Here is a 26804-nt window from a genome sequence, read left to right as displayed (position 1 = left end):
CCCGAGGACGTGACTCCCGCCGCGCCGAGGGAGGCTCAGTGACCAGCGTTCTCACCCGTCCCGACCGAGTTCCGGACCGCACACCCACCCGGCGGCACTACGTGATGTGCCCGCCCACCCACTTCGCCGTCGAGTACGCGATCAACCCCTGGATGCGGCCGGGCACGCCGGTCGACCGCGACCTGGCCCTCGCGCAGTGGGACGCCCTGCGCCGCACCTACCTCGGGCTGGGCCACGAGGTGACCGTCGTGGAACCCGACCCCGGGCTCCCGGACATGGTCTACGCCGCCAACGCCGCGACGGTTGTCGACGGCCGGATCTACGGAGCCCGCTTCCGTTACCCGCAGCGGGCGCCGGAGGCCGAGCTGTTCCGCAAGGCCCTGGTCGAGGTCGGCCCGTACACCGAGCCGGCGTTCGTCAACGAGGGCGAGGGCGACTTCCTCGTGGCCGGCGACGTCGTGCTGGCCGGAACCGGCTTCCGCACCGACCCGCGGGCGCATGCCGAGGCGGCCCGGGTGCTGCGCCGGCCCGTGATCGGCCTCGAGCTCGTCGACCCCCGCTACTACCACCTGGACACCGCGGTCGCCGTGCTGTCCGGGCAGGACATCGCCTACCTGCCCGAGGCCTTCACGCCGCGCTCCCGCGGGGTCCTGGCCGGCCGCTATCCCGACGCGGTGCTCGCCTCGCCGGTCGACGCGGCGGTCCTCGGGCTCAACGCCGTGTCGGACGGTCGGCACGTCGTCCTCCCCGCCGCGGCGGCCGGGCTCGCCGCCGCCCTGCGCGACCGCGGGTACGAGCCCGTGGGCGTCGACCTGTCCGAGCTGCTCAAGGGCGGCGGCGGACCCAAGTGCTGCACGTTGGAGGTGCGCGCATGACCCTTCTGGACCAGCCCACCACGGCCCTCTCGGCGACCGCGCACCACGAGCGGATGCTCGCCGAGCACTCCGCCCACAACTACGCCCCGCTGCCGGTGGTGCTGTCCTCCGGCGAGGGCGCCTGGGTGACTGACGTCGAGGGCCGCCGCTACCTCGACTTCCTCGCCGGCTACTCCGCCCTGAACTTCGGGCACGGCAACCCGGTCCTGCGGGCCGCCGCGCACGCCCAGCTCGACCGGATGACGCTGACCAGCCGGGCCTTCGGCAACGACCAGCTCGGCCCGTTCTGCACCGAGCTCGCCGCGCTGCTGGGCAAGGACATGGTGCTGCCGATGAACACGGGCGCCGAGGCCGTCGAGTCCGGGCTGAAGGTCGCCCGCAAGTGGGGCTACGAGGTCAAGGGCGTGCCCGCGGACCGCGCGCGGGTGGTCGTGGCGGCCGGTGCCTTCCACGGGCGCACGATCTCGATCGTGTCCTTCTCCACCGATCCCGAGGCGCGCGGCGGGTTCGGCCCGTTCACGCCGGGCTTCGACGTCGTCCCGTACGGGGACGCCGAGGCCCTGCGCGCCGCGATCACCCCGGAGACCGTGGCGGTGCTGCTGGAGCCGGTGCAGGGCGAGGCCGGCGTGATCGTCCCGCCGGAGGGCTACCTGCGTGCCGTGCGGGAGATCTGCACGGACGCCGGGGTGCTCTGGATCTCCGACGAGGTGCAGTCCGGACTGGGCCGCACCGGCCACGTGCTGGCGACCCGCGGGCTCGGCGGTGTGCAGGCGGACGTCTACCTGCTCGGCAAGGCGCTCGGCGGCGGCGTGGTGCCGGTGTCGGCCGTGGTGGCCGACGCCGACGTCCTCGGCGTGCTCCGCCCCGGCCAGCACGGCTCCACCTTCGGCGGCAACCCCCTGGCCTGCGCGGTCGGCCGCGCGGTGATCGGGATCCTGCGCGACGCGTCGGTCCTCCACCACACCCGCGTGCTCGGCGGGATCCTGCAGGCCCGGCTGCGCACGATGCCGGGCCTGACCGCCGTGCGCGGGGTGGGGCTCTGGGCGGGGATCGACGTCGACCCGGCCCTCGGGACCGGCCGCGAGCTGGGGGAGCGGCTCGCGCGGGCCGGGGTGCTCAGCAAGGACACCCACGGCCCGACGCTGCGCCTCTCGCCCCCGCTCGTCGTCGAGGAGCAGGACCTGCACCTGGCCCTCGACACCCTGGAGGGGGTCCTCAGCCGAGCGTGACGGTGAGGTGCGGGACCGTCGCCGTCTCCGCCGAGGCGAACCGCTTCCAGGACAGCGGGTCGCTCTCGTCGGCCGCCTTGAGCATCACGGTGCCGGCGGTCGCGCCGGCGGCGGTCCACTCCCGCACGAGCTCGGTGACGTCGACGCTGCTCCAGCCGGGCGCGCACCTGGCGGCGTTGCCGCGCGTGTCCGTGCTGGTCGCGCGGGGGCGCTCGCCCTGCGGCTGGTTCGCCCACCGGAGCTCCGGCCCGACCGTGGTGCCCGCGGGGAGCGTCCAGACCTCCCACGCGCGCGGCCGGCAGGAGGCGGACCAGGTCTGGTAGAGGTCCAGCGTCGCGGTCCGCACGGTCCCGGACCTCGCCCCGGTGAGATCGAAGGTCAGATAGCTGCGGGCGGCCTCCGTGCCGTCGTAGCTGCCGAGCCGCAGGTCCGGGTCGCCCGAGGTGTCGGTGTTCCGGACCGTCGTCTGGGTCGTGGTGTCGAAGGGGACCGGCGCCTCGGCGGTGACCGGGGCGGCCGCGACGACCCGGCTGACGGCGGACTCGGCCTCGGTGAGCGGGCCGGGCGCCTCGGGCAGGGCCTCGGCGTTGCCGGTGAGCCGCAGCTCCGGAGCGGGGCCGGTCGGCGTGCCGTCCTTGCGCACCGAGGCGGCGAAGCCCGCGCGGGTCGCCTCGACCTCGAGGTCGTAGCCGGGCCGGACCTGCCGGTAGACGGCCTTCGGGCCGTCGAGCCGCGGGGCGGGCAGCGGCTCCGGCCACACGACCGCGGCGGAGCCGCCGTCGGCGTACCGCACCGACGGGCCCGTCGGGGTCAGCGTGAGGTCGTGGGGCGAGGCGACCGGTCGCACGACGCCGTCGGGCCCGGCCCGCAGGGTGAGGTCCACCGGCAGCCACTCGGCGCCGCGCTGGACCCGGACCGGGCCGGAGTAGAGCGTGACGGTCCGGGCGCCGTCGGGCCGGACGGCGGACTCGGAGGTGGCGTTGGTGCTGCTGCCGGCCTCGGTGGAGCCGACGGGGGCGGCTGCGGCCGGGGCGGCCGCGAGGACGGCGGCCGTGCCGAGGGACAGTGCGAGGGAGAGCAGGGTGGCGATGCGGGACACCGCGCGACGTTCCATGATCGGTACAGGTACGACCACCGGTGGGGTACGGCAAGGAACCCGCCCGCAGCGGGGGACCGGATACACCCGTTCGGGACCGCTCGTCGCGTCCCGACGGCCGTCCGTCCCGTGGGGCCGTTCAGTGGCCGCTCGCGAACGGCCGCTCGTCGGCGGTGGCGGCGCACAGCACCTCCGGCTTGAGTGTCCCGAAGAGCACGGTGAGTAACAACTCGGCCGTGTGCTCCGGTGGTTCGTGGGGCCGGTTGACCGCCCGGATGAGCAGGATGTTCACGATCATCCCGCTCACCTCGAGGGCCGGCGGGTAGGGGCGCAGCTCACCCGACGCCTGCCCGTCCTGGAGGATGCCGAGGATCGTGTCCGGCACCGGCGCGAGGGTGCGCGGGTCCCCCAGGTCGGCGGGGTCCGGCGGGCCCCCGACCCGCGTCGCGATGTAGTCCTGGGCGGCGTACCAGAACGCGGCCGTGAGACCGCGGTAGCGCCAACTCGTCCTGGTCAGGGCATGGATCTGGTCGCGCAGTGCGTCCTCCACCGGCCGTCCGGCTGCGCGGTCCTGCTCCGCCTGCCGGACGAGTGAATGGACCAGCGGCGCGTAGACGTGACCGATGAGGGCGTGTTTGCTCGGGAAGTGGTTGTAGGCGGTCGCCGGGCTCACGCCGGCGGTCGCCGCGATGTCCTCCATGCGCGTGCGGTTCCAGCCGCGGGCGCCGAAGTTGGCCTCGGCGGCGTCCAGCAGGGCGCGGCGGGTGCGGTCGCGCTTGGTCTGCGCCGCCCTCGCCCGAGCATCGCTCGAACGGCGGCTTTCGCCGGAGGTCATATCGACGGACGGTAGCCGAAACGCGCCGAGTTGGGCTTGACTCCATTTCGAGGATCACCCAAGATGGTGACCACGTACTTGAATCTCGAACGGTCTCGCGAGGCAGGGCACGGCCCCGCGACCCACCGCCGGGAGACAGTACGGGCACCGGCCCGTCGGGGGTCGCCTCGAGCGGCCGGGCGGGTGTCGCACGGTCGCTCCGTCCGGAGCACGCGGCCAGGGTCCGACGGGCACATCGGGCCCCGGCCGCTCACTACCGCGCACGGCGCGGAGGGGCACCGTCCGCCTTGCGGGCACGTCCCCTGCGCCGCAGGGGAGGGGAACCCATGCACGCCCACGCGTACGTCCGTGCTGCCCGCGCCGCCTCGGAACCGGTCCGATGACCGCCGCGGCCGCCTTCGAGCCCCCGGATCCGTTCGGCGCCGCGTTCGCCGAGCCGGAGGAGCTCACCGCCCGCCCGGAGCCCGCAGGCGCCCAGGCCCCGCACCTCACCGTCGTCGGCGGACCGACGGGCCGGCGGGCCCGGTCGGTCCCCGCACCGTCGGTGCTCGAGCAGTACGTGGCCGCCGCCGTCGACGGCGACCCGCGGGCCCGCGAGCGGCTCCTCGAGGAGATCCGCCCACTGGTGCTGCGCTACTGCCGCGCCCGGCTCGGTCGCCAGGAGACGGTGATCGGCTCGGCCGAGGACGTCGCGCAGGACGTCTGTGTCGCCGTCCTCGCCGCCCTGCCCGGCTACACCGTCAAGGGCCTGTCGTTCCGCGCCTTCGTGTACGGCATCGCCGCGCACAAGGTCACCGACACCTTCCGGGCCATCGGCCGCAACCGCTCCGAGCCCGTGGCCGACGTGCCGGACACGGGCGTCGTGCTCGACGGGCCGGAGCACCTGGCCCTCACCGCCGAGCTCAACCATCGCCTGGGCGGGCTGCTCGGCGTGCTGACCGAGCGGCAGCGCGAGGTGCTCGTGCTGCGCGTGGTCGTCGGGCTCAGCGCCGAGGAGACCGCGCAGACCGTCGGCTCCACCCCCGGCGCCGTGCGCGTCACCCAGCACCGGGCGCTCGCCCGGCTGCGCCAGCTCGTCACCGGCGGCCTGCCCCGTGAGGTCGCCGAGGCCGTGGTGGGGGCCGTCGAGGCCGACGTCGTCGGCGACGACGGCGATGCGGAGGCACGGGACACCACCGGCTGATCCGGACTGATCCGGACGTGGGGACCGGCGGCCGGGGGAGTAGCCTGACCGCCGATCTCCACGCTCGTGGCGGTCGCAGTTCGAAGATCGCTGGAGGGGTCCGTGTCGGCTGGTCAGATCGCCGCGCTCATCGCGGCGATCGCGTTCGTGGTGCTCGTCGTGCTGCTCGCGATCCCGCTGTTGAAGCTCGGCCGGACGCTCGACGAGGCGACCGTCGCGATCCGCAAGGCCCACGAGGGCAGCGCCCCGCTGCTGGTCGACGCGCACACCACGCTGAACAGCGTGAACACCCAGCTCGAGCGGGTCGACGGGATCACCTCGAACGCCAAGACCGTCACCAGCAACGTGTCGGTGCTGACCTCGCTGTTCACCGCCACCCTCGGCGGACCGCTCGTGCGCGCCGCCGCCTTCTCCTACGGCCTCAACAAGGCGATCAAGGCCCGCCGCGCCGGGCGGGACGGCGGCGCCCACTCCCGCGGCCGTCGCCGGGGGAGGAAGAAGTGAGGCGGCTGTTCTGGATGGGCGTCGGCGCGGCCGCCGGTGCCTACGTCACCCGCCGGCTCACCGAGACCAGGCAGCGGCTGACCCCGCAGGGCATCGGTGCGGACCTGGCCGACGGGCTCCGTGAGCTCGGCGCCGGCCTCGGGGCCTTCGGCGCCGAGGTGCGCGCCGGCATGGCCACCCGCGAGCAGGAGCTCACCGACCTCGTGGAACGGCGGACGGGCGGGCACGTCCCGTCCTACAGTGAGGCGGTGGCCGAGGACGAGCCGGCCCGCCCTCGGGGGCGAGCGCGCCGGGCAGGGGCCTGAGCGGTCCCTGCCGCACCGAGCCGTCGTCCCACCGTTTCCCCTGAGAGAGACACCCCGTGCAGACCCACGAGATCGTCCGCCGTTTCACCGAGCACTTCGTCAAGGCCGGGCACACCTCCGTGCCGAGCGCGTCGCTCATCCTCGACGACCCCAACCTGCTGTTCGTCAACGCCGGGATGGTGCAGTTCAAGCCGTACTTCCTCGGCGACGTCCCGGCGCCGTACCCGCGTGCGACGTCGATCCAGAAGTGCGTGCGCACCGGCGACATCGACGAGGTCGGCCGCACCACCCGCCACAACACGTTCTTCCAGATGGCGGGCAACTTCAGCTTCGGCGACTACTTCAAGGCCGGGGCCATCGAGCACGCCTGGAACCTGGTGACGGGTGACCTCGCGTCGGGCGGGTTCGGGTTCGACCCCGACCGCATCTGGGTCACCGTCTACCAGGACGACGACGAGGCGACCGCGCTCTGGAAGAAGATCGCCGGGCTGCCCGAGGAGCGGATCCAGCGCCGCGGCGGCAAGGACAACTACTGGGACATGGGCGTGCCCGGTCCCGGCGGGCCCTGCTCGGAGATCTACTACGACCGCGGCCCGGAGTACGGGCGCGAGGGCGGCCCCGAGGCGGACGAGGACCGGTACCTCGAGATCTGGAACCTCGTCTTCATGCAGGACGAGCGCGGCGAGCTGAGCCCGAAGCTCGGCCACCCGCCGATCGGCACCCTGCCCAGCAAGAACATCGACACCGGCATGGGTGTCGAGCGCGTCGCCTACCTGCTGCAGGGCGTGGCCAACGTGTACGAGACCGACCTGGTCCGGCCGGTCATCGCGCAGGCCGAGGCCCTGTCGGGGCGCAAGTACGGCGTGACCCCCGAGGACGACACCCGCTTCCGGGTCATCGCCGACCACGCCCGGTCCGGCGTGATGATCATCGGCGACGGCGTCACGCCGTCGAACGAGGGCCGCGGCTACGTGCTGCGCCGGCTGCTGCGCCGGATCGTCCGCTCGGCCCGGCTGCTCGGTGTGACCCAGCCGGTGCTGCGCGCCTTCGCCGAGGTGGTGCGGGACGAGATGTCGCCGACCTACCCCGAGCTGGTCACCGACTTCGAGCGCATCTCGGCCGTCGTCGAGGCGGAGGAGGAGGCCTTCCTCTCCACCCTGACCGCCGGCTCGCGGATCTTCGACACCGCCGTCGCGGAGACCAGGAAGGCCGGCGGGCTCGTGCTGCCCGGGGACCGTGCCTTCCAGCTGCACGACACCTACGGCTTCCCGATCGACCTGACCCTGGAGATGGCCGCCGAGCAGGGGCTCGAGGTCGACCAGGACCGGTTCACCGCGCTCATGCAGGAGCAGCGCAGCCGGGCGAAGGCCGACGCCGCCTCCCGCAAGGTCGGACACGGCGACGCCTCGGTCTACCGGGCGGTGCTGGACAACCACGGCACCACCGAGTTCCTCGGCTACACCGACCTGGCCGCCGAGGGCACGATCGTCGGGCTGCTCGCCGGCGGGCAGCCGGTCCCGGCCGCCTCCGAGGGCTCGTCGGTCGAGGTCGTCCTCGACCGCACGCCGTTCTACGCCGAGGCCGGCGGCCAGCAGGCCGACACCGGCGAGCTGCGCTCGGGTTCGTTCACCATCCGGGTGGACGACGTGCAGTCGCCGGTCGCGGGCCTGCGGGTGCACCGCGGGGTCGTCACGAACGGCACGGCCACGGTCGACTCCCCGGTCATCGCCGAGATCGACGTCGCCCGGCGGGCCTCGATCTCCCGCGCCCACACCGGCACGCACCTGGTGCACGCCGGGGTCCGCGGCGCGCTCGGCACCTCGGCCGCGCAGGCCGGCTCGCTCAACGCCCCCGGGCGGCTGCGGTTCGACTTCACCTCGCCCTCCGGCGCGGTCACGCCGACCCAGCTCGCCGAGGTCGAGAGCGAGATCAACGCGGTGCTGCAGCAGAACCGCGAGGTCGAGGCCTACGAGACGTCCATGGACGAGGCCAAGCGGCTCGGCGCGATGATGCTCTTCGGCGAGAAGTACGGCGACCGCGTCCGCGTGGTCGACATGGGCGACTACTCGCGCGAGCTGTGCGGTGGCACCCACGTCGGCCGGACCGGCGAGATCGGCCTGATCAAGGTGCTGTCCGAGGGGTCGATCGGGTCCGGGGTCCGGCGCGTGGAGGCCCTCGTCGGGCTCGACGCGTTCGACCACATGTCCAAGGAGCACCTGCTCGTCTCGCAGCTGGCCGAGCAGCTCAAGGCCAAGCCGGAGGACCTGCCGGAGCGGATCAACGGCCTGGTCGAGCGGCTGCGGGACGCGGAGCGGGACCTGGAGAAGCACCGCGCCGAGGCCGTGCTGGCCTCCGCCGGGACCCTCGCGTCGCAGGCCGAGGACCTGGACGGGGTGTCCGTGGTCGCCGTCGAGGCGCCCGCCGGGCTGGGCGGCAACGACCTGCGCAACCTGGCCTCGGACGTCCGCGGCCGGCTCGGGTCCACGCCGGGCGTCGTGGCGCTGTTCTCGACGGACGGCGGCAAGGTCGCGTTCGTCGTGGCCACCACGGCCGCGGCGCGGGACAAGGGGCTGGCCGCCGGCAAGCTGATCCCGGCCTTCGCGCCGGCCGTCGGCGGGCGGGGCGGTGGCAAGCCGGACCTCGCCCAGGGCGGCGGCACCGACCCGTCGGGCGTGGCCGCGGCGATCCAGATGCTGCGCGAGGCGGTCCGGGGTTGATCCCCGGGGTCCCGCGGTGAGCGCCCCGCGCGGGCGCCGGCTCGGCGTCGACGTGGGCTCGGTGCGCGTCGGGGTCGCCCTGTGCGACCCCGACGGCCTGGTCGCGACGCCGTTGGAGACCGTCCCCCGCGAGGGGGCGGCCCGCCGGATCGCCGAGCTGGTCGAGGAACACCTGGTCGTCGAGGTGGTGCTCGGGCTGCCACGTACCCTCGCGGGCCGGGAGGGGCCGGCGGCGGAGGCCGCGCAGGCGTTCAAGGTCGAGCTCGAGGCCGTCCTGACCGTGCCGGTCGTGCTGCACGACGAGCGGCTCACCACCGTCGTCGCGACCCAGCAGCTGCGGGGCCGGGTGAAGGGGCGCAAGCAGCGTGCCGTGATCGACCAGGCGGCCGCCGTCGCCATCCTGCAGGGGTACCTCGACACCCGGCGGTGAGCGCCGGCGCCCGGTCGGGCGTGCTCGGTGCCGGGCCGATCCGGCGACCCGTTACCCTCCGGAGCTGTGAACGGGATGTGCCGCTGCCTCCGGAACCGCCGTCGGGCGGGCCGCGCCGCGTGAGCACCCCGCCCGGTCCCTTCCTGACCCGTCGTGAGGAGCTCGCGGCGCGGCGGGCCGAGCTCCGCGAGATCGCCCGCAGACGCCGCCGGCGTGGCCTGTTCGTGCTGCTCGCCGCGCTGGTCCTGCTCGGGGCGGTGTTCGGCGGCGGTGCCTACCTCGTGGGGTCGGCCTTCTTCACGGACGACTTCGACGGCGAGGGCCAGGGCGACGCCGTGGTCCGGGTCCTCGACGGGGACTCCACGCGGCAGATCGGCACGATGCTGGCCCGCCGCGGCGTCGTCGCCAGCCCGGAGGCGTTCACCGAGGCCGCCGCCGAGGAGAAGAAGGTTCTCGGGATCCAGCCGGGCTACTACCAGATGCGGCTGCAGATGTCCGGCGAGGCGGCGGTGGCCGCGATGATCGACCCGTCCTCGCGGGTGGGGCGGTTGGAGATCCGCGGCGGTACCCAGCTCGACGACACCCGGTCGCCGGACGGGACCGTGGCACCCGGCGTGATCAGCCTGATCTCGCAGGCCAGCTGCGCGCGGATCGACGGCCAGCGGCGCTGTGTCAGCCCCGAGGAGCTGCGGCAGGTCATGGCGACGGCCGACCCGGCCTCGCTCGGCGTGCCGCAGTGGGCGGTCGAGGATGTCGCGCGGGCCGAGCCGAACCGGAGGTTCGAGGGCCTGATCGTGCCGGGTCTGTACGACGTCGCCCCGGGCACCTCCGCCACGGACGTCTGGAAGTCCCTGTTCGCGGTGTCGGTCGCGCAGCTCGAGGCGAGCGGGCTCACCTCCGACGCGAGCCACGACGGCCTCGCCACCTACGAGCTCCTGGTGCTCGCCTCGCTGGCCGAGAAGGAGGCGATCACCCCGGACATGGGCAAGGTCGCCCGGGTGATCACCAACCGGCTCGACATCAACCAGCGGCTCGAGCTGGACTCCACGGTCAACTACCCGCTGGACCTGCAGGCCCTCCGCACGACGGCCGAGGCGCGGGGCACGGCGGGGCCGTACAACTCGTACCAGAACACCGGGCTCCCGCCGACCCCGATCGCGGCGCCGGGCAAGGACGCGATCGCCGCCGCGCTGGCCCCGGAGGCGGGGCCGTGGACCTTCTTCGTGCGTTGCCAGAAGGACGGCACCTCCTGCTTCGCGACGTCGCTGGCCGAGCACCAGGCCAACGTCGGCCAGGCGGTCCGGAACGGCGCGTTCTAGCGGGCGCCGGCCTACTGCCCGAAGAACCCGGGCGGCGGGACCGGCGACGGCGTCGTGGACCGGTCGTGCCGCACGGCGGCACCCTTCGCCAGCTCCGCGACCGCCGGACCGGCCAGGACGCGTGCGCGGAAGGGGTCCGCGGCGGTCCGCCGGGCGAGATCGGCGACGGGCAGCGGTCGGGCGGAGGCGACCAGCACGAGGTTGCCGAACCGGCGGCCGGCGAGCAGGTCCGACGCGGCGATCACCGCGAGCTCGGGGAACAGCGCCGCGACCGTGGCGACCTGGCCGCGGGCGAACTCGAGCGTGCCGCCGTCGGCCACGTTGGCGACGTAGACGCCGTCGGGTGCGAGGACCCGCCGGACGTCGGCGACGAACTCGGCCGAGGTCAGGTGCGCAGGGGTGCGCGCCCCGGCGAAGACGTCGAGGACCAGGAGGTCGGCGGAGGCGTCCGGGCGTGTGGCCAGCAGGGCGCGGGCGTCCCCGCTGACCACCTCGATGCCCGTGCCGTCGGCCGGCAGCCGCGCGGCGACCAGGTCGATCAGGGCCGCGTCGAGCTCGACGACGAGCTGGGGCGAAGCGGGACGGGTGGCGGCGACGTACCGGGGCAGGGTCCAGGCCCCGCCGCCGAGGTGGACGGTGCGCAGCGGCTGCAGGGCCGGCGCGATCGTGTCGACCACGTGCCCCATCCGCCGGACGTACTCGAACTCCAGGTGCTCGGGGTCGGCGAGATCGACGTGGGACTGCGCGGTGCCGTCGACCAGCAGCGTCCAGGCCAGGGGACGCTCCGGGTCGCCGACGAGCTCGGCCCGGCCGTGGTCGATCTCCGCGTGCACCACGGCGGGTGCGAGGGGTCGTTCGGGGCGGGCGCGGTCGGGCACCCCACGATCCTTCCCCACCGGCGGCCCAGGGCGCCGTCGAACGCGCGGTGAGGCGCACTACCAGGGTGGCCCGACATCGTCGCCCGACCGGCGGTCCACCGGCCCGATCGATCCACTGTGCGGCGCGCCTGTGCACAACTTGCCGCTCCCGTCCGTGCGGGTCGGCGGGCCGGGCGAGCATCGGCGGCATGACGAGCGCGGTGCTGACGGCGGTGGTGACGGCGAGGGGAGTGCCCGGGGAGTGGGTGGCGGCCTCGGGGATCCTGCCGGGCGGACTCTCGCCGGGCGGACTCCTGCCGAGCGGTCCGGGTGTCGGGTGGGCGGTCCTGGGGTTCGGGCTCGGCATGCTGGGCGGGGCCGCCGGGCGCGTGCTGCTACGGCGGTTGCGCCGCGGCACGCGGGTGCCGCCGCCCTGGCCGGACGTGGCGGTCGGGGTGCCGTGGGCGGGCGTCGGGGGCGCAGCCGGAGCCGGGGTACTGCCGTGGTCGTGGGCTCCGCTGCTCCTCGGTGCCGCGTGGCTCGCCGTCGTGGCGAGCATCGTGGACCTGCGACACCACCGGCTGCCCGACGCGCTCACCCTGCCCGCGTTGCCCGCCGCGCTGCTCCTCGCCGTGCCGCTCGGGGTCGCGTCGGTCGGCCGGGCGGCGGCCGGCGCGGCCGTGCTCGCGGGGTCGTACCTGCTGGTCCACGCGGTGTCGCCGCGGTCGCTCGGCCTGGGCGACGTGAAGCTCGCGGCACCGGTCGGTGCCCTGCTCGCCGCGGCGTCCTGGCCGGCCCTGCTGCTCGGGTGCGCTCTGACGGCCGTAGTCAGCGCCGTCATGGCCGGCTTCGTCGTGGCCCGTGCCGTCCGGGATCAGCGGGAGCGCGAGCCGGGTGTGCCGGTTGCCTTGCCCGGCGCCGCTCGGTCCGGGACGGCGGAACCGGGGGCGCCCGGCGGCTCGTCCGGTGCAGCGGGGCGGCGTGGTGGCTCGCCGGGTGCAGCGGGGCGGCGTGGTGGCTCGCCGGATGCAGCGGGGCGGCCCGGTGGCTCGCCGGATGCAGCGGTGTGGCGCCGCGGCGGAGGGTCCCCGGGGCCGCCGGCGGAGCTGCCGCTCGGCCCACCCATGCTCGGGTCGGCCTGGCTGGTGGTGTTCGCCGCGGCCCTGACGAGCGGCGTGAGCGGTGCCGTCGGGGCGGTGGGTGGGGGGTGAGAGAATCAGACCGTGCTGCGTTGGATCACCGCCGGGGAGTCGCACGGTCCCGCGCTGGTCGCCGTGCTGGAAGGTATGGTCGCCGGTGTCGAGATCACGACCAAGGAGTTGCAGGCCGAGCTCGGCCGCCGCAAGCTGGGCCATGGGCGCAGCCCGCGGATGGCGTTCGAGGCGGACGAGCTCGAGGTGATCGGCGGGATCAGGCACGGCGTGACCCAGGGCGGCCCGGTGGCCGTCCGGATCGGCAACACCGAGTGGCCCAAGTGGGAGACGGTCATGGCGGCCGATCCCGTCGACCCGGAGCTGATCGCGAACCGGGCCCGCAACGCGCCGCTCACCCGGCCGCGGCCCGGGCACGCGGACCTCGCCGGCATGACGAAGTTCGGCTTCGACGAGGCCCGCCCGGTCCTCGAGCGCGCCAGCGCCCGGGAGACCGCCGCCAAGGTCGTGCTCGGGACGGTGGCGAAGGCCTTCCTCAAGCAGGCGTTCGGGGTCGACGTCGTGTCCCACGTCGTCGCGATCGGAGCGGTCGACGCCCCCGAGGACGACCCGGTCCCGGGGCCGGGCGACCTCGACCGCGTCGACGCCAGTCCGGTGCGCGCCTTCTCCGAGGCCACGGCCGAGCGGATGATGGCCGAGATCGACGCCGCGCACGAGGACGGGGACACCCTCGGCGGGGTCATCGAGGTGCTCGCCTACGGCATGCCGGTGGGCGTGGGCTCGTACGTCCAGTCGGACCGCCGGCTCGATGCCAAGCTCGCCGCCGCCCTCATGGGCATCCAGGCGATGAAGGGCGTGGAGATCGGCGACGGCTTCCGCACCGCGCACCGCCGCGGCTCGGCGGCGCACGACGAGATGATCCCGGGCGACCCGGTGAAGCGGTTGTCCAACCGCGCGGGAGGCATCGAGGGCGGCATGACGAACGGCGAGCCCGTGCGGGTGCGGGTGGCCATGAAGCCGATCTCCACGGTGCCGCGGGCGCTCCGCACGATCGACACCACGACCGGCGAGGAGGCCACCGCGATCCATCAGCGGTCGGACGCGTGCGCCGTCCCGCGCGCCGGCGTGGTCGCCGAGTCGATGGTGGCGCTCGTGCTGGCCGAGGCGGCGCTGGAGAAGTTCGGCGGGGACTCGCTGGCCGAGACCCGGCGCAACGCGGCCGCCTACCGGGAGGACGTGGCGCGCCGCTTCGCGCACTGAGCGGGCACGACCCGACCGCGCGGCGCGGCGACGACGCTGCGTCCCGCCGCACGGCGCCGGACGGGACGCTGCCCGACCGGACACCGTTCCGGCGGCCGGGCGGTCGGTGGATGCCGGGCGAACGGTCGATACCATCGCGCCGTGAGCGACGCGACGCGGCCGGTGCTGGTGCTGGTGGGGCCTCCCGGGGCGGGCAAGAGCACGGTCGGGCGGGTCCTCGGACGCCGGCTGGCCGTCCCGTTCACGGACGTCGACAGCGAGATCGAGGCGCGGGTCGGCACCACCATCGCGGAGATGTTCACCTCGCAGGGCGAGGAGGCCTTCCGTGCGGTGGAGCGCGAGGTCGTCGCCGAGCTGCTGGCCACGGACTGCGGCGTGCTCGCGCTCGGCGGTGGCTCGGTGCTGGCCGAGTCGACGCGGGCGCGGCTGGCAGGGCACCGCGTGGTCTACCTCAAGGTCGGGCTGGCCGACGGCATCCGCCGCACCGGCATGTCCACGGCGCGGCCGTTGCTGGCCGGGGTGAACCCGCGGGCCACCTTCCGCGCGCTGCTCGAGGCGCGCGCGCCGCTCTACGAGGCGGTCGCCACGGTGCAGATCGACACGGTCAAGCGCAGCGCGAACCAGGTCGCCGCCGCGGTGCTCGCGGCCCTGGGCCTCGACGCCGACGCGGCCCCGGAACCCCGTCCCGGCGACCCGGACGACGAGATCACCCCGGCCGACGACGCCCCGCTCCCCGACCCCGTCTTCGGTCGCCCCGGTTCCTGACCGCCCGGCCACGATCTCCGGGGCGACGGGCCCGGCGGCTCGTCCGACCGGGGCCGTTAGGGTCGACCCATGACCCAGCCCGGCTCCTCCGACCCGAGCCCGACCGCGGCCACGCCCGCCGCCCCGAGCGGTGCGGCGCCGACCGGCGCGCCCACCACGATCCGCGTGGCGGCGGAGCGGCCCTACGAGGTGATCGTCGGACGCGGGGTGCGGGCAGGGCTGCCGGGTGTCGTGCGGGAGCTGGGGTCGCGGACCGCGCTGCTGGTGCACCAGCCCGCGCTCGCCGAGGCGGCCGAGGCGGTGCGGCAGGAGCTCGAGGAGTCCGGTGTCGACGCGCACCGGGTGGAGGTGCCCGACGCGGAGGAGGGCAAGTCGCTCGCCGTCGCCGGCTTCTGCTGGGAGGTGTGCGGGCAGATCGGCCTGACCCGGCAGGACGCCGTGATCGGGTTCGGCGGGGGAGCGGCCACCGATCTCGCCGGCTTCGTCGCCGCGACCTGGATGCGCGGGGTCAAGGTCGTGCACGTACCGACCACCCTGCTCGCGATGGTCGACGCGGCCGTCGGCGGCAAGACCGGCATCAACACCGCCGCCGGGAAGAACCTGGTCGGCGCGTTCTACGAGCCCTCCGCGGTGCTCGTGGACCTGGCCACGCTGGAGACCCTGCCCGAGCCGGAGCTGGTCGCGGGCATGGCCGAGGTGATCAAGGCCGGGTTCATCGCGGACCCGGTGATCCTCGAACTCGTGGAGCGGGACCCGAAGGCGGCGCTCGACCCGGCCGGCGAGGTCCTGCCGGAGCTCGTGCGCCGGTCGATCCAGGTGAAGGCGGACGTGGTCGGCGCGGACCTGCGCGAGTCCCACCTGCGCGAGATCCTCAACTACGGCCACACCCTCGGCCACGCCATCGAGCGCCGCGAGGACTACACCTGGCGGCACGGCGCGGCGGTGAGCGTCGGGCTCGTGTTCGCCGCCGAGCTCGCCCGGGCCGCCGGGCGCCTCGACGACGCCACCGCCGAGCGGCACCGCCGGATCCTCGAGTCGATCGGGCTGCCCACCCGGTACACGCCGGGTGTGCTGCCGGAGCTGGTGGAGACCATGAAGGGGGACAAGAAGTCCCGCGCCGGGATGCTCCGGTTCGTGGTGCTCGACGGGCTCGCGAAGCCGGGCCGCCTCGAGGGCCCGGCCCCGGAGCTGCTGGAGACGGCGTATGCGACGGTGAGCGCGTGAGCGACACCGCCGCCGACCCCGCCATAGCCGCCGACGCTCCCGGCACCACCCGGGTCCTGGTCCTCAACGGCCCGAACCTGAACCGGCTCGGCCTGCGCGAGCCGGGCATCTACGGCCACACGACCTACGCCGACCTCGTCGCGCTGTGCGAGAAGACCGGCACCGAGCTGGGCCTGGAGGTCGAGGTCCGGCAGACCAACACCGAGGGCGAGCTGATCGGCTGGCTGCACGACGCCGCCGACACCGGCACCCCGGTCGTGCTCAACCCGGCTGCCTGGACGCACACCAGCGTGGCCGTGCGGGACGCCTGCGCCATGCTCACCGGCGGGCTGGTCGAGGTGCACATCAGCAACGTGCACCAGCGCGAGGAGTTCCGGCACCACAGCTACGTCAGCCCGGTCGCCACCGGCACCATCGTGGGCCTGGGCGTGCAGGGCTACGTGCTCGCCCTGCGCTACCTCGCGAGCCGGTAGCGCCGGACCCGCCCGAGCGGCCGGACCTCAGCCGAACGCCAGCACGAACTCCTCCGCCGACCGCGGCCGGAACACGACGTTGGAGCGCCGGACGTCGAGCAGCGGGGAGTGCGGCTGCTCGGAGTAGCGGTGCCCCGGGTAGACCACCGGGTTGCCCGCGAGCGACCCGAGCCGCTGGATGCTGTGGTACATCGCCTCGACGTCGCCGCCCGGGAAGTCCGTGCGCCCGCAGCCCTGCAGGAACAGGGTGTCACCGGCGACGAGCCGCCCGTCGACCAGGAAGCACTGGCTGCCGGGCGTGTGGCCGGGCGTGTGCAGCAGCCGGATGGGGATGTCGCCGACCTGCACGACGTCGTCGTTCTCGTGGAGCGTGAGGTCCGCGGCGGAGAGCCCGGTGACCTTGGCGACCCAGTCGGCCTCGGCCTTCTGCACGTGCACCGGGACCGGGGTGCGGGCGAGCAGCCCGGTGAGTCCCGCGAGGTCGAAGCCCATCATCGTGCCGCCGACGTGGTCGGGGTGGTGGTGCGTGGCCAGCACGCCGGTCAGCCGCATGCCGTCCGCCTCGAGCACGTCGAGCAGGTCGTCGGGGGCGTACGCCGGGTCGACGACGACGGCTTCCCGGGTCTCCTCGTCACCGATCAGGTAGGCGAAGTTGACCATCTGCGTGGCGACCCGGTCACCGACCGCGAAGTCCTGTCCGGACAGCAGCTGCCTGAAGTACAGCCCCGACCCACTCATGCGCCCAAGCCTAGGCTGAACCGCATGACCGGTGGCCCCTCGACCAGCGCCCGTTCCCTCGCCCGGCCGCAGGCCGCGCGCCGTGAGGCACTCCGCGCGCGGGTGCGCGACGCAGGGCTCGACGGGCTGCTGGTCACCGACCTGGTCAACGTCCGCTACCTGACCGGGTTCACCGGTTCGAACGGGGCGCTGCTGCTCGCCGCCACGGACCACGACGGCGACGGGGCCAGCCGGTTCGGCACGGACGGCCGCTACACGACCCAGGCCGCGGCCGAGGTGCCGGACCTGCCGCCGGTGATCGAGCGGTCGACGGCGCTGGCCCTGGCCGCGCGGGCGCCGGCGCTGGGGATCCGGCGGCTGGGCTTCGAGTCGGACGCCGTGACCGTCGACGCGCACGCCGCCCTCGCGGCGGCCGAGGGCGTGACCCTCGTTCGGGCGCCCGGGCTGGTCGCCCAGCTGCGGGTGATCAAGGACGACGTCGAGGTCGAGGCGCTCCGATGGGCCTGCGCCATCGCGGACACGGCCCTGACGGACCTGGTCGACGCCGGGGGCGTGCGGGCCGGCCGGACCGAGCGAGAGATCGCCCTGGACCTGGAGTTCCGGATGCGCGCGCTCGGCGCGGACGGGCCGTCGTTCGACTCGATCGTCGCCGTCGGCCCGAACTCGGCGATCCCGCACCACACCCCGACCGACGCCGCGCTCCGCCCGGGCGACCTGCTCAAGCTCGACTTCGGCGCCCTGGTCGCGGGCTATCACTCGGACATGACCCGCACGCTGGTGCTCGGCCGAGCGGCGGACTGGCAGCGCGAGCTGTACGCCCTGGTCCACGGCGCGCAGGCCGCGGGGTGTGCCGCGGTCGAGGCAGGGGCGCCCGCGGCGGAGGTCGACGCCGCCTCCCGGGAGCCGATCACCGCTGCGGGGCGGGGACCGGAGTTCCTGCACGGGCTGGGCCACGGCGTCGGGCTGCAGATCCACGAGGCGCCTGCGCTGTCGGCCGCGTCGAAGGACGTCCTGGAGGCCGGGATGGTGATCACGGTCGAGCCCGGCGTCTACCTGGCGGGCCGCGGCGGCGTCCGTATCGAGGACACACTGGTCGTGCCGGGCTCCGGGCCGGCCGAGACCCTCACCGGGTTCACCAAGGACCTCGTGGAGATCGGCTGAGGCGGTCCGGGATCGGCCGAGATCGTCTCGAGATCGTGTCGTGGTCGTCGATCACGGGAGGTCACCCCGGGGGCGCGCTCGCGCGCGGGGGCGCGGCGGTATCCTCGACGGCGGTTCGGCGGGGCCCGACCTCGCGACGAAGTCCGGGCACCGCCGTCGAGAGCGACATCCGCCGCGTGCGGTCGTACCGGTTCGTCATCCGTCGTCACGGTCGGCACGCGCGCCCCTCGAGCACGACCCGCACCACCCGACGACCGCAGTACCGACGACCGCAGTACCGACGAACCAGGAGAGACCCGAACGTGGCCACCACGAACGACCTGAAGAACGGCTTGGTGCTCAACCTGGAGGGCCAGCTGTGGTCGGTCCAGGCGTTCCAGCACGTCAAGCCGGGCAAGGGCGGCGCGTTCGTCCGCACCACCCTCAAGAACGTCATGACCGGGAAGGTCGTCGACAAGACCTTCAACGCCGGCACGAAGGTCGAGACCGCGACGGTCGACCGCCGCGACATGACCTACCTCTACCGCGACGGCGCGGACTTCGTCTTCATGGACGGCGACACCTACGACCAGCTCCCGATCCCGGAGAACGTGGTCGGCGACGCGGCGAACTACCTGCTGGAGAACCAGGTCGCGCAGATCAGCTTCCACGAGGACGCCCCGCTGTTCGTCGAGCTGCCCACCTCGGTCGAGCTGGTCATCGCGCACACCGACCCCGGCCTGCAGGGCGACCGCTCCACCGGTGGCACCAAGCCGGCCACGCTGGAGACCGGTGCGGAGATCCAGGTCCCGCTGTTCCTCGAGACCGGCACCAAGGTGAAGGTCGACACCCGCGACGGCCGGTACCTCGGCCGCGTCAGCAGCTGACGTGCGGGCCAGGACCAAGGCCCGCAAGCGCGCCCTCGACATCCTCTTCGAGTCCGAGGCGCGCAGCGCGGACCCGCTCGAGGTGCTGACCCAGCGCCGCGAGACGGACGACGCGCCGCCCGTCTCGGACTACGCCGCGCTGCTGGTGCGCGGCGTCGTGGACAACCGGGAGCGGATCGACCAGCTCCTCGCGGAGCACGCCGAGGGCTGGACCGTCGCCCGGATGCCGGCCGTCGACCGCACGCTGCTGCGGATCGGCGTCTACGAGCTCCTGTGGGTCGACGAGATCGACGACCCGGTGGCGATCACCGAGGCCGTCGAGCTCGCCCGCACCCTGTCGACGGACGACTCGCCACGCTTCCTCAACGGCGTGCTCGGCCGCATCGCGGACATCGCCGAGCACCTCCGCGCCACTCTCTGACCAGGGGCGAACGGCACTCTCGCTCACTAGGTATGAGCGAGAGTGGCGTTCGCTCGGTCTCAGCCGAAGCGGCGGGAGGCCCGGGCGAAGAGGGCGGGGGCGGCCCCGTGCACTTTCGCGCCCAGGGCGAGCCACCGCGGCACGACGACCTCGACGGACCCGCGCCGGATCCCGCGGACGATCTCCTCGGCCACCCGGTCGGCACGGATCGGCCGGGGGAACCGCCGGTCGTACTCCCGGCCCCGATGCCCGAAGTAGGGCGTGTCGACCGCGCCGGGCAGCACCGTCGTCACGCCGATCTCGGGTGCCTCGATCCGGACTGCGTCGGCGAAGCCCCGCAGGCCGGCCTTCGTGGCCGAGTACACCGCCTCGCCGGCCACCCCGAGGGCCGCGATCGAGGCCACGAACACCAGGTGCCCGCGCTCGGCGCGCAGACCGGGCAGCAGGGCGCGGGTCAGCTGGACCGGCGCCCGCAGGTTCAGGTCGATCAGCTCGTCGACCCGGGCGGGGGGAAGAAGCTCGAGCGGTCCGGCGGCCCCGACGCCCGCGCAGTGGACGACGAGCGCGGGCCGGGCGGGCAGCGCGTCGAGCAGGCCCTCGGCCCCCGCCGAGAGATCGGCGACGATCGCCTTGGCCCCGGTCCGCTCGGCGACCTGCTGCAGCCGCTCCGGGTCCCGCCCCGTGAGCACGAGCCGCGCGCCGTCGCCCGCGAGCCGCAGCGCCACCGCGGCACCGATCCCCGACGACGCTCCCGTCACGAGCGCCACCCGGTCCGCCACCCTCACCGCGCCCCCCACACCATGGCTCCACGACGCGCGTGGACCGACCGGAAACTCGCGTCATGGAGCCATGACGCGAGAAGAAGGCGCCGAGATCGGCGATACGGTTCCATGATGCGGCTCATCCCGGCGCGACGTCCGGGCGGGCCCGGCCCGCGGCGGCGTGCTCCGCGTCGAGCTCGTGGAGCAGATGGCTGCCGCGCAGGCTGATGAAGGCGATCCCGGCGATCACCACCGCGGCGGCCACGCACTGCCCCACGAGGAGCGCCGGTGTGCTGTCGAGCCGCTCGCCCAGCCACCACACGCCGATGAGCACCGCGACCACCGGGTCCACGCTCGTGATCACGGCGACGGCCGGCGACACCATCCGCCCCTGCTGGAAGGTGTTCTGGCTCAACAGGAAGCCGATCGGGCCGATCACGCACACCGCGTACAGCGTGGCGTGCTGGAAGGGCTCGAGCAGCCCGATCCGCAGCTGCCCCGTGACCACCTTCATCAGCCCGGCCGTGACGCCGTACATGATCCCGGTCGCGAGGGCGAGCGCCAGCACGCGCGTGGGGTGCTGCACCAGGGACGAGTACACGATGGAGCCGACGACCGCGGCGGCCAGCCCGATCGCGAGCGGCAGCCCGCCCCAGACGTCGACGTGCTCCTGCTCCGCCGGTACCGGGCGGGCGAGCAGCAGGAACGCCGAGATCCCGGCGGCGCAGAGCAGCGCGCCGAGCAGGATCAGCGGGTCGGGCCGGCGGCGCGACATCAGCGAGGAGAACGCCGCCGCGAACACCACACCGGTGACCAGCAGCGGCTGGACGACCGCGATCGCCCCGAAGGCCAGCGCGATGAGCTGCAGCACCAGCGCCACGACCGTCGCCACCAGCCCCAGCAGCCACATGGGCCGGCGGAGCAGCGTGGTGATCAGCCGCGGGCTCAGCGTCGGTGCCGTCTCCACCTCGTGCGTCGCGCGCTGCTGGGCCGCGGTGGCGAGCCCGAACCCGGCGGCCCCGAGCACGGCAGCAGGGACCGCGATCAGCATGTCGCCGTCCATACCCACCCCCCGGTGCGCACGTCCCCAACCGTGCGATCGGTGCCGATCTTCGCTCGGCACGCTCCGCTCACTGTTCGGGTAGCTGCATACTCCCCAACGACCGCCTCAGGCCAGCAGGTATTCCCTCGATCACGGGAACCACCGCGGGGTCGGCGGTGATCCCGATGCAGGTGAACCGGCCCCAGTGCAACGCCCCGACGGCCAGCCCGACGCCGTCGGCGAGCGGCAGCACCGGCTGCACGGTGACGATCAGCCCGCCGCGCACGTGCAGCGGGCGGCGGGCGCCCGGCATGACCGACGCGAGCAGGTGGAAGAAGCGCCGGCCGTAGACCAGCCGGACCAGCGGCGCCTGCACCCGTCCGGGCAGCATGCCCAGCGCGGCCAGCACGGCGGCAGCGCCCTCCGGCTGGCCCGCGGACGAGCCCGCGGCCAGCGCCCGGTCCAGCCGCGCGATGCGCTCGGCCGGGCCCATCGGACCGGTCGGCAGGTCCACCGACACCGCGGCCGTCCGGTTCCCGCCGGCCCGGCTGCCGACGCCGGCGCGCGTCCGGGTCGTCATCGGCACCATTGTCCGGATCCGCGGCGGCACGTCGAGCTCCTCGTGCAGCGTCTGCGCGAGGGCGGCCAGGACCAGCACCGTGGTGCCGACGCCGTGGGCGCGGGCCGCGCGGCGCACCGCGGCCCCGTCGAGGTCGACCGAGAGCCGCTGCGGACCCGGTGCCGAGCGTCCGACCAGCGGCGAGCGCCCCGCGGGCCCGGCGGTGGCGAGGCTCGCGATCCCCCGGACGACGGTCAGGGCGTGCCGGAGCCGGTCCCCGCGGCCGGCCGGGGCGTCGGTGAGCCGCGCGGCCGGGGTGCCGGCGTGCTCGTCGGTGAGCAGCCGGATCAGCCCGTCCGTGACCGCCAGCCCGTCGCCGAGGGAGTGGTGGACCCGGGCCAGCACGGCGGCCTGACCGGTGTCCGCGCAGGCGGCCTGCAGCTCCCACCCCCGTTCCGGGTCGAGCGCGTCGGCGAAGAAGGCCGTGACGGCGGCGTCCCAGCTCGGGTGGTCGCCGCCCGGCCCGATCCGCCAGACCTGCCGTCGGACGTGTGCCGCCGGATCGGGCGCGGGATCGTGCACCCAGCGCAGCGGCCGGCCCGGTCGGGGCGGGGCCAGCCGCCGGTTCAGCAGGTCGAGGCCGGGCGCACGCTCGCGGACCAGGGCGTCGAGGTGCTCCACCCAGCCCTCGGTGGGCGCGCCCTCCACCGTGATCCTCGCCCCGACCTGTTGCGGCACCTCGCGGGTGGCGGCGTGCACGAACAGGGCGTCCTGCGGGCGCAGCCGCTCCTCGACGGGCGGTGTGCCGAGGCCGGCGAGGGACGCGACGTCCCGGTCGAGGTCGTGCGCCTCGAGCCGGCGCCGCAGGTCCTTGACCGCGACGGCCCGGGCCCAGGGATCGCGCAGCTCGGCGACGGCCTCCGCCACGCCGGCCCGGCCGCGGCAGATCCGGGCGAGACCGGCGGCGGCCAGCACCTCGGCGTTGGCCCGCCCGTGCCCGGGGATCGGGTCGGCCAGCAGCAGCGGGCGGGCGCAGGCCAGGGCCTCGAGCGCGGTCGCGCCGCCGCCGTTGGTGATCACCAGGTCGGTCTCCCGGGTGGCCGCCGCCGGGTCGTCGATCCAGTCGACGACGGTGAGCCGTGCCCCGGCCGGGTGCGTGCCGGCCAGCCGCTGCAGCCGGCGGCGCAGCGCGGGCAGCCGGCCCGCGGTGACGAGGACGTCGGCGCCGGCGTCGAGCGCGCCCGCGCAGGCCGCGGCGACGTCGCCGAAGGCGAGCGAGCCGCAGGAGACGAGGACGCGGGGCCGCTCGCGAGGTGCCTCCTCGGGCGGGGCGAACGCCGAGACCACCGGCAGGGCGGCGACCCGGACCGGCGCGCCGGGCGCGGCCCGGCGCAGCAGCGCCGCACCCTCCTCGGTGCTCACGAGGTGCAGGTCCAGGACGGGGGAGGCCCACAGGGGATGCGGGGCGGGATCGTTCACCAGGGCGACCGCCGGCACCGACAGCCGCCCGCGGCGACGCAGCCACGCCAGGCCCGTGATGCCCTCCGGGAAGGTCGCCACGACCAGGTCCGGGCGGTGCGCGCGGAGGACCGGCTGGAGGCCGCGGCCGCTCCACCGTCCGACGACGGCGCGGGTGCCGGCCCGGAAGAAGGGCACGTGCCACAGCAGCCGGAAGTACAGCTCGTACAGCCGGGGCAGGTACCGGATGCACCCGGCGTAGACGGCGCGGAACACCGGCCCGGTGCCGCGGCCCATGCCGTCGAGCGTCTCGGTCCAGGTCACCTCGATGCCCGGCCAGAGCCGCCGGGCGCGTTCCTCGACCGCCCGGGCCGCCGCGTGGTGGCCCGCGCCCATGCTGCCGGTGACCAGCAGCAACCGTTGCGGAGTCGTCATGGGGGTCCTTGCCGCCGGGGAGTGGTTCGGGGAGCGGGAACGTGGGTATCGTGTCCTGTATGGACGGTGGAGGGCCGCGCCGGGTCCTGCTGCTGTCGGCCCCGGTGGGGGAGGGCCACGTGGCGGCGGCCCGCGCCCTGGCGGCGCGGATGCGTGAGCTGTGGCCGGCCGCCGAGGTCCACGAGGTGGAGAGCGCGAGCGGCGGGCGGCGCGACGGCCTGCGGGACGCGGTGCTCCGTCGCTCCTACGCCGTGACCATGCGCTGGGCGCCCGGGCTGTACGGCCTGGGCTACGACCTGCTGGTCCGCCATCCGCGGTTCGCCGCGCTGTGCAAGCGGGTCGCGGCGGCCCGGCTCGGCCGGTCGCTGGCCCCGCTGCTGCGCGAGGAGCGCCCGGACCTCGTGGTCTCCACCTACCCGATGATCAGCGGCGGGCTCTCCTGGCTGCGCCGGCGGGGAGAGCTGCCCGCCCGCAGCGTCGCGGTGGTCACGGACGTCGCGGTGCACCCGTTCTGGGTGTGGGCGGACGTCGACGAGACCTGGACCCTCCTGCCCGCCAGCCGGGAGCAGGCCGCGGGCCTGGTCCCGCAGGCCGAGGTGCGGGTGGCGCCGGCCGCCGTCGACAAGCGCTTCCACCCCGGGGACCGGGCCGCCACCCGGGCCGCGCTCGGCCTGCCGGCAGACGCGTTCGTGGTCCTGGTGACCGGCGGCTCGCTGGCCTTCGGGGGCATGGCGGGCGTGGTCGACGCCGTGCTGGCGGGCGGGGCGGGGGAGGGGCCGCCCGTCGAGGCCGTGGTGCTGTGCGGGCGCAACGCGCGGTTGCGGGCCCGGCTGGCCGCCCGCTCGCGCCCGGGGCTGACGCCCCTGGGCTGGACGGACCGGGTGCCCGAGCTGATCACGGCGGCGGACCTGGTGCTCACCACCGCGGGCGGCATGATCGCCAGCGAGTCGTTGACCGTCGGCACGCCCGTGCTGTTCGCGAACCCCGTGCCGGGGCACGGCCGCGCCGGGGCCCGGATGACCGAGGAGGCCGGGCTGGCGCTGGTCTGCCCGCGGCCCGCGGACGTCACCGCCGCGGTGCGCCGGCTGCGCGCCGATCCCGCGGGCCGGGAGGAGCTGAGCCGGCGGGCGCGGGAGTTCTCGCGCCGCACCCTCGACGCCGAGCTCGAGGACCTCGCCCGCCGCCTCTGAGCCCGCCGCCCCCGAGCCGGCCCCCGAGCCCGCCGCCGAGCCCGGCGGGCGCCGGAAGGTCAGCCCACGCGCAGCTTCGGCTGCGGCACACCGATCCGCAGCCGGATGCCCTCGCCGGCCAGCGAGCGGTGGAACCACCACAGCGAGAGCCCGATGCCCACCGCCACCAGCGAGTACGAGCCGGCGGTCGAGACCATGAGGAAGTCGCCGACGGTCTGCGTGGCCAGCACGGCGAGCGTGGTCGCCCCGTTGACCAGGAAGACCGCCGCCCACAGCAGCGAGACCTTCTTGAAGAAGCTCTTCATGCGCGGGTGCTGGGTGAGCGCGTCGGGGAAGGCGCAGAAGTCGTCCGCCAGCTTGGCCAGCAGCGGCCGCTCCAGCCCGATGGTGACCAGCAGCAGCCCCGCGAACACGAAGTTCTGCACGGTGGGCTGCAGGAAGTAGAGGAAGGCGGACCCGGTCCACAGCCCGACCACGGTGCGGGCCACGAGCAGGACGGTGCTCAGCCAGAGGATCGCGGGGATCTTCCGCCGGGTGACGACCCGCCGGCCGATGGCCAGCGCCGACCAGGTGAGCGCGCCGATGATCCCCGCGTCGAATCCCGAGTGCGTGAACAGGATCCAGAACAGCGCGAGGGGGATGAGCGTCGACTCGAGGAGCGGACGGCCGGCGTGCCGAAGCAGGGCTCCGATCGGGGGGAGGTGGATCAGAGTCGTCATCCGGTGCTCCGGCATGCAGGTCCTTGTCGGCTCGGGGTACCAGGCGGCGCTTGCTGCGAAACGCGTGTGCCGGAGTGTAGCGGGCGGGGTCACGGGGAGATAACGGGCCGGTTGCCCGTTGTGACCTACCCGTCAGCCCGCGCCGCGACACCCTGCCGACCTGCCTGCCGACCTGCCTGCCGACCTGCTCCGCGGCCCCGCTCAGGCGCCCGCGGCGGTGCGGATGGTGTCCCGCAGCGACCCGAGGGTGGCGAACACCGCCGAGGGTTCGTAGCCGCAGTGCGCCATGCAGTTGGCGCAGCGCTCGTCCCTGCCGCGCCCGTAGGCCTCCCAGTCGGTGTCCTCGATCAGCTCCTCGTAGGTCTTCACGTACCCGTCGTCGAGCAGGTAGCAGGGCTTCTGCCAGCCGAGCAGCGAGTACGAGGGGATGGCCCACGCCGTGCAGTCGAGGTCCCGGCGCCCCTCGAGGAAGTCCAGGAAGACCGACGAGTGGTTGAGCCGCCACCTCCGCCGGCGTCCGTTGTCGAAGGCCTTCTTGAACAGCTCGCGCGTCTGCTGGACGCCCAGGAAGTGCTCCTGGTCCGGGGCCTTCTCGTAGGCGTACCCCGGCGAGATCTGCATGTTGTCGACCTTGAGCTCGTCGTTGAGGTAGTCGAGCACGTCGATGACGTCCTGCGGGGTGTCGGTGTCGAAGAACGTGGTGTTGGTGTTGACCCGGAACCCGGCCTCCTGCGCCATCCTGATCGCGGCCACGGCCTGGTCGAACACGCCCTCCTTGGCCACCGACTCGTCGTGCCGCTCGCGCAGCCCGTCGATGTGCACCATCCAGGCGAAGTTCTTGTGCGGGGTGAACCGGTGCAGGTGCTTGGGCAGCAGCACGGCGTTCGTACACAGGAAGACGATCTTGCCGAGGTCCAGCAGCCGCCGGACGATGACGTCGATCTCCTTGTGCATCAGGGGCTCGCCGCCGGCGATGGAGACCATCGGGGCGCCGCTCTCCAGGACCGCGTTCACGGCCTGCTCGACCGGCATCCGCTGCTTGAGCAGGTGCGCGGGCTGCTGGATCTTGCCGCACCCGTTGCACTTGAGGTTGCAGGCGAACAGCGGTTCGAGCTCGACCAGGATCGGGAACTTCTCGGCCCCCTTGATCTTCTGCTTCAGCAGGTACGAACCGAGACGGATCGACTGGCGCAGTGGCATGGCCATGAGATCACTGTCCTTCGAGGTGAGC

The 26804-nt window shown here is 74.6% G+C and carries 26 protein-coding genes; 17 read left to right on the top strand and 9 right to left on the bottom strand.

Going from position 1 to position 26804, the window contains the following annotated elements:
- Positions 1-38 precede the first annotated feature (38 nt).
- Positions 39-875 carry a dimethylargininase gene (ddaH, locus tag ABD990_RS10420; RefSeq protein WP_345380091.1) on the top strand — a complete coding sequence of 279 codons (837 nt, stop codon included), beginning with the start codon at positions 39-41 and terminating at the stop codon, positions 873-875.
- A complete protein-coding gene (rocD, locus tag ABD990_RS10415) occupies positions 872-2104 on the top strand; it encodes an ornithine--oxo-acid transaminase (RefSeq protein WP_425569573.1) in 1233 nt (410 codons plus the stop codon). Before ddaH ends, rocD begins: the two co-directional genes overlap by 4 nt.
- On the opposite strand, the gene ABD990_RS10410 is transcribed toward rocD, so the two are convergent.
- Positions 2091-3203: a DNRLRE domain-containing protein gene (locus ABD990_RS10410; protein WP_345380090.1), complete on the bottom strand. Its 1113-nt coding sequence runs from the start codon at positions 3201-3203 to the stop codon at positions 2091-2093. The two genes, rocD and ABD990_RS10410, sit on opposite strands and share 14 nt — an antisense overlap.
- 136 nt (positions 3204-3339) lie before the next feature.
- On the bottom strand, positions 3340-4035 hold the full coding sequence (locus tag ABD990_RS10405) for a TetR/AcrR family transcriptional regulator (RefSeq protein ID WP_345380088.1): 696 nt from the start codon (positions 4033-4035) through the stop codon (positions 3340-3342).
- Between the two features lie 379 nt (positions 4036-4414).
- Here ABD990_RS10405 and shbA point away from each other — a divergent pair, with 379 nt between their 5' ends.
- The 6 genes from shbA (at position 4415) to ABD990_RS10375 (ending at position 10493) form a co-directional block, all read left to right on the top strand.
- Positions 4415-5218 (top strand): RNA polymerase sigma factor ShbA, encoded by an 804-nt coding sequence (gene shbA, locus ABD990_RS10400; RefSeq protein WP_425569572.1) that lies wholly within the window; start codon positions 4415-4417, stop codon positions 5216-5218.
- A gap of 102 nt (positions 5219-5320) precedes the next feature.
- A complete protein-coding gene (locus ABD990_RS10395) occupies positions 5321-5722 on the top strand; it encodes a DUF948 domain-containing protein (RefSeq protein WP_037044369.1) in 402 nt (133 codons plus the stop codon).
- A complete protein-coding gene (locus ABD990_RS10390) occupies positions 5719-6027 on the top strand; it encodes a hypothetical protein (RefSeq protein ID WP_345380087.1) in 309 nt (102 codons plus the stop codon). The genes ABD990_RS10395 and ABD990_RS10390 overlap by 4 nt, the downstream gene beginning before the upstream one ends.
- 56 nt (positions 6028-6083) lie before the next feature.
- Positions 6084-8744 carry an alanine--tRNA ligase gene (alaS, locus tag ABD990_RS10385; RefSeq protein WP_345380086.1) on the top strand — a complete coding sequence of 887 codons (2661 nt, stop codon included), beginning with the start codon at positions 6084-6086 and terminating at the stop codon, positions 8742-8744.
- 16 nt (positions 8745-8760) lie between these two features.
- On the top strand, positions 8761-9174 hold the full coding sequence (gene ruvX / locus ABD990_RS10380) for a Holliday junction resolvase RuvX (protein ID WP_345380084.1): 414 nt from the start codon (positions 8761-8763) through the stop codon (positions 9172-9174).
- Positions 9175-9293: 119 nt separating this feature from the next.
- On the top strand, positions 9294-10493 hold the full coding sequence (locus ABD990_RS10375) for an endolytic transglycosylase MltG (RefSeq protein WP_345380082.1): 1200 nt from the start codon (positions 9294-9296) through the stop codon (positions 10491-10493).
- An 11-nt stretch (positions 10494-10504) separates the two neighbouring features.
- Here the strand turns inward: ABD990_RS10375 and ABD990_RS10370 are convergent, their stop codons facing one another.
- On the bottom strand, positions 10505-11371 hold the full coding sequence (locus tag ABD990_RS10370; RefSeq protein ID WP_345380080.1) for a spermidine synthase: 867 nt from the start codon (positions 11369-11371) through the stop codon (positions 10505-10507).
- Positions 11372-11559: 188 nt separating this feature from the next.
- Between ABD990_RS10370 and ABD990_RS10365 the strand changes: the two genes are divergently transcribed.
- The 5 genes from ABD990_RS10365 (at position 11560) to aroQ (ending at position 16223) form a co-directional block, all read left to right on the top strand.
- Positions 11560-12561, top strand: coding sequence for a prepilin peptidase (locus ABD990_RS10365; protein ID WP_345380079.1), 1002 nt, complete (start codon positions 11560-11562; stop codon positions 12559-12561).
- A 12-nt stretch (positions 12562-12573) separates the two neighbouring features.
- The gene (gene aroC, locus ABD990_RS10360; protein ID WP_345380077.1) at positions 12574-13761 is read left to right on the top strand and encodes a chorismate synthase; all 1188 of its coding nucleotides are present in this window, start codon (positions 12574-12576) and stop codon (positions 13759-13761) included.
- A gap of 141 nt (positions 13762-13902) precedes the next feature.
- Positions 13903-14526, top strand: a complete 624-nt coding sequence (locus ABD990_RS10355) for a shikimate kinase (protein WP_345380076.1) — start codon at positions 13903-13905, stop codon at positions 14524-14526.
- A gap of 69 nt (positions 14527-14595) precedes the next feature.
- Complete coding sequence (gene aroB / locus ABD990_RS10350; RefSeq protein ID WP_345380074.1) at positions 14596-15750, top strand: 3-dehydroquinate synthase; 1155 nt, start codon at positions 14596-14598, stop codon at positions 15748-15750.
- A 23-nt stretch (positions 15751-15773) separates the two neighbouring features.
- Positions 15774-16223, top strand: a complete 450-nt coding sequence (gene aroQ, locus ABD990_RS10345) for a type II 3-dehydroquinate dehydratase (protein ID WP_345380477.1) — start codon at positions 15774-15776, stop codon at positions 16221-16223.
- 27 nt (positions 16224-16250) lie between these two features.
- Here the strand turns inward: aroQ and ABD990_RS10340 are convergent, their stop codons facing one another.
- Complete coding sequence (locus tag ABD990_RS10340) at positions 16251-16961, bottom strand: MBL fold metallo-hydrolase (RefSeq protein WP_345380073.1); 711 nt, start codon at positions 16959-16961, stop codon at positions 16251-16253.
- 24 nt (positions 16962-16985) lie between these two features.
- Here ABD990_RS10340 and ABD990_RS10335 point away from each other — a divergent pair, with 24 nt between their 5' ends.
- The 3 genes from ABD990_RS10335 (at position 16986) to nusB (ending at position 19409) form a co-directional block, all read left to right on the top strand.
- A complete protein-coding gene (locus ABD990_RS10335; RefSeq protein WP_345380072.1) occupies positions 16986-18122 on the top strand; it encodes a M24 family metallopeptidase in 1137 nt (378 codons plus the stop codon).
- Positions 18123-18424: 302 nt separating this feature from the next.
- Positions 18425-18988: an elongation factor P gene (gene efp / locus ABD990_RS10330; protein ID WP_345380070.1), complete on the top strand. Its 564-nt coding sequence runs from the start codon at positions 18425-18427 to the stop codon at positions 18986-18988.
- Position 18989: 1 nt separating this feature from the next.
- The gene (nusB, locus tag ABD990_RS10325; RefSeq protein WP_345380069.1) at positions 18990-19409 is read left to right on the top strand and encodes a transcription antitermination factor NusB; all 420 of its coding nucleotides are present in this window, start codon (positions 18990-18992) and stop codon (positions 19407-19409) included.
- 59 nt (positions 19410-19468) lie between these two features.
- Here the strand turns inward: nusB and ABD990_RS10320 are convergent, their stop codons facing one another.
- The 3 genes from ABD990_RS10320 to ABD990_RS10310 form a co-directional block, all read right to left on the bottom strand.
- Positions 19469-20194, bottom strand: coding sequence for an SDR family NAD(P)-dependent oxidoreductase (locus tag ABD990_RS10320; RefSeq protein WP_345380068.1), 726 nt, complete (start codon positions 20192-20194; stop codon positions 19469-19471).
- 115 nt (positions 20195-20309) lie between these two features.
- Positions 20310-21221 (bottom strand): DMT family transporter, encoded by a 912-nt coding sequence (locus tag ABD990_RS10315; RefSeq protein ID WP_345380067.1) that lies wholly within the window; start codon positions 21219-21221, stop codon positions 20310-20312.
- Positions 21222-21300: 79 nt separating this feature from the next.
- The gene (locus ABD990_RS10310; protein WP_345380065.1) at positions 21301-23664 is read right to left on the bottom strand and encodes a wax ester/triacylglycerol synthase domain-containing protein; all 2364 of its coding nucleotides are present in this window, start codon (positions 23662-23664) and stop codon (positions 21301-21303) included.
- A gap of 59 nt (positions 23665-23723) precedes the next feature.
- Here ABD990_RS10310 and ABD990_RS10305 point away from each other — a divergent pair, with 59 nt between their 5' ends.
- The gene (locus ABD990_RS10305) at positions 23724-24854 is read left to right on the top strand and encodes an MGDG synthase family glycosyltransferase (protein WP_345380064.1); all 1131 of its coding nucleotides are present in this window, start codon (positions 23724-23726) and stop codon (positions 24852-24854) included.
- 59 nt (positions 24855-24913) lie between these two features.
- On the opposite strand, the gene ABD990_RS10300 is transcribed toward ABD990_RS10305, so the two are convergent.
- Together ABD990_RS10300 and hpnH are read right to left on the bottom strand one after the other, a co-directional pair.
- On the bottom strand, positions 24914-25573 hold the full coding sequence (locus ABD990_RS10300) for a VC0807 family protein (protein ID WP_345380062.1): 660 nt from the start codon (positions 25571-25573) through the stop codon (positions 24914-24916).
- Positions 25574-25774: 201 nt separating this feature from the next.
- Positions 25775-26779 (bottom strand): adenosyl-hopene transferase HpnH, encoded by a 1005-nt coding sequence (gene hpnH / locus ABD990_RS10295; RefSeq protein WP_345380060.1) that lies wholly within the window; start codon positions 26777-26779, stop codon positions 25775-25777.
- Positions 26780-26804: the final 25 nt, after the last annotated feature.

Origin of the sequence: Pseudonocardia yuanmonensis, from assembly GCF_039542425.1 — a bacterium.
In the GTDB taxonomy this organism is placed as follows: domain Bacteria; phylum Actinomycetota; class Actinomycetes; order Mycobacteriales; family Pseudonocardiaceae; genus Pseudonocardia; species Pseudonocardia yuanmonensis.
This window is presented reverse-complemented; position numbering and strand designations above follow the sequence as displayed.

Coding starts and splice junctions, on each gene's coding strand:
- ABD990_RS10340 (WP_345380073.1), bottom strand. CDS start 16,961: ATGAGTGGGTCGGGGCTGTACTTCAGGCAGCTGCTGTCCGGACAGGAC.
- rocD (WP_425569573.1), top strand. CDS start 872: ATGACCCTTCTGGACCAGCCCACCACGGCCCTCTCGGCGACCGCGCAC.
- ABD990_RS10405 (WP_345380088.1), bottom strand. CDS start 4,035: ATGACCTCCGGCGAAAGCCGCCGTTCGAGCGATGCTCGGGCGAGGGCG.
- ABD990_RS10305 (WP_345380064.1), top strand. CDS start 23,724: ATGGACGGTGGAGGGCCGCGCCGGGTCCTGCTGCTGTCGGCCCCGGTG.
- shbA (WP_425569572.1), top strand. CDS start 4,415: ATGACCGCCGCGGCCGCCTTCGAGCCCCCGGATCCGTTCGGCGCCGCG.
- ABD990_RS10365 (WP_345380079.1), top strand. CDS start 11,560: ATGACGAGCGCGGTGCTGACGGCGGTGGTGACGGCGAGGGGAGTGCCC.
- ABD990_RS10300 (WP_345380062.1), bottom strand. CDS start 25,573: ATGACGACTCTGATCCACCTCCCCCCGATCGGAGCCCTGCTTCGGCAC.
- hpnH (WP_345380060.1), bottom strand. CDS start 26,779: ATGGCCATGCCACTGCGCCAGTCGATCCGTCTCGGTTCGTACCTGCTG.
- ABD990_RS10310 (WP_345380065.1), bottom strand. CDS start 23,664: ATGACGACTCCGCAACGGTTGCTGCTGGTCACCGGCAGCATGGGCGCG.
- ABD990_RS10315 (WP_345380067.1), bottom strand. CDS start 21,221: ATGCTGATCGCGGTCCCTGCTGCCGTGCTCGGGGCCGCCGGGTTCGGG.
- aroB (WP_345380074.1), top strand. CDS start 14,596: ATGACCCAGCCCGGCTCCTCCGACCCGAGCCCGACCGCGGCCACGCCC.
- ABD990_RS10335 (WP_345380072.1), top strand. CDS start 16,986: ATGACCGGTGGCCCCTCGACCAGCGCCCGTTCCCTCGCCCGGCCGCAG.